The organism is Rhodococcus sp. 7Tela_A2, assembly GCF_049311045.1.
GTDB lineage: Bacteria > Actinomycetota > Actinomycetes > Mycobacteriales > Mycobacteriaceae > Rhodococcus.
Window position 1 is genome coordinate 1 of the sequence record NZ_JAXION010000210.1, and the last position, 1,995, is coordinate 1,995.

Sequence of the window (1,995 nt, forward strand, 5' to 3'; positions counted from 1 at the left end):
GATCCGGATCGAGCGGCACATAGGCGCCGCCCGCACGGACGATCGCATACATCCCCACCAACAGATCCAACGACCGGCGCACCGCCAACCCGACCGTCGTCTCCGGACCCACGCCCCGCGAGATCAGATACCGCGCAAGCTGATTGACCCGCACATCGAACTGCGCATACGTCAACGACTCGTCTTCGAACACCACCGCGACCGCATCCGGCGACGCAGCGACCTGCGCATCGAACCGGTCCAGCAACGTCGACTCCGGCACCGGACGCGACGTATCGTTCCACCGCTCGAGCACCGCACTGCGCTCGTCGGCGCCCAGCAGATCGATATCGCCCACCCGCAGCGACGGATCAGCCACCACCGCCTCGAGGATCCGCACGAACCGCTCCGCGAACCCCTCGACGGTTACCGCATCGAACAAATCGGTGGCATACGTGAACTCCGCACGGAAACCGTCCTCCGCGAACCCCTCCGACAACGTCAACTGCAGATCGAACTTGGCGATCTGCGCATCGAAGTCGACACCCGAGACACTCAGACCGGGCAACTCGAGATGCGCGTCCGCCATATTCTGGAAAGTCAGCATCACCTGGAACAGCGGATGACGCGCCTGCGAACGCGCAGGATCGAGCACCTCCACCAATCGCTCGAACGGCACATTAGCATGCGCAAAAGCTTCGAGATCGACCCCACGTACGGCATCGAGCAGCTCCCCGAACGACACCCCACCATCAACCGACGTCCGCAATACGAGCGTGTTGACGAACATACCCACCAGATCGTCGAGCGCAGCCTCACCACGACCCGCGATCGGCGTGCCGATCGCAATATCGGACTGGGCGCTCAACCGGGACAGCATCACCGCAAGAGCAGCATGCACCACCATGAATTCCGTTGCGCCACTGAGACGGGCGAGATCGGTGATACCCGCACGGACGCGCCGATCGATCGTGAAACTGTGCGAGGCACCCCGGTAACTCGAGACCGCCGGGCGGGGCCGATCCGCCGGCACCGTCGACTCTTCAGGAAGATCCGCCAAAGCAGTGCGCCAGAACTCGGTTTCCCGCGCGAGCAGCGACTCCGGATCGGACTCGTCGCCGAGGATCTCTCGCTGCCACAGCGTGTAATCCGCGTACTGGACTTCCAACGCCGACCACTCCGGGACCGCGCCCACGGCCCGCGCCGCGTACGCCGTCGCCACGTCCCGGGTCAACGGCCCCATCGAGAACCCGTCAGCGGAGATGTGATGAACCACCACCACCAGCACATGCTCTTCCGGCGTGATTCGCAGCAGCCGCACTCGGATCGGAACCTGCTGCGTGACATCGAAACCGGCAGTCGCGATCTCCGTGACACGTGCCGGGACCTCGTCGGCCGCGACGGTCTCCCCAAGCACCTCGACGACGGTCCCCGAGACAGGCAGAACCTTCTGGAAACCGACTCCGTCGATCTCCGGATACACCGTCCGCAACGACTCGTGTCGCGCGACCACATCCGACACCGCCGCCTGCAACGCATCGACATCCAACGATCCCGACAACCTGATCGCCCCCGGAATGTTGTTCGCCGCGGACCCCGGATCCAACTGGTTGAGGAACCACATCCGCTGCTGCGCCAACGACAACGGAATCTCCTCCGGCCGAACCCGAGCAACCAACGGAACCCCGGCACCCCCACCGGACACCTGCTCCACCCGCACCGCCAGCTCCCCGACAGTCGACGCCTCGAACAACACCCGCACCGGCACCCGAGTATCGAGCGCCGCACCCAGACGCGCCACCACCTGGGTCGCAACCAACGAGTTACCGCCGAGCTCGAAGAAGTTGTCGTCGAGACCGACCCGCTCGAGACCCAACACGTCCGCAAACGTCGACGCCACAACCTGTTCGACGGCGGTCTGCGGCGCCCGGAACTCCCGAGCCTCGAAGACAGGGGAAGGCAACGCCTTACGATCGAGCTTCCCACTGCTGTTGAGCGGAAACTCATCGAGCACCA

The 1,995-nt window shown here is 64.6% G+C and carries 1 protein-coding gene; it reads right to left on the reverse strand.

Annotated elements, in window-relative coordinates:
* Window positions 1-1,995 (reverse strand): condensation domain-containing protein (locus TVH25_RS21235; RefSeq protein ID WP_422425406.1); only part of this gene is annotated, 1,995 nt, incomplete at both ends.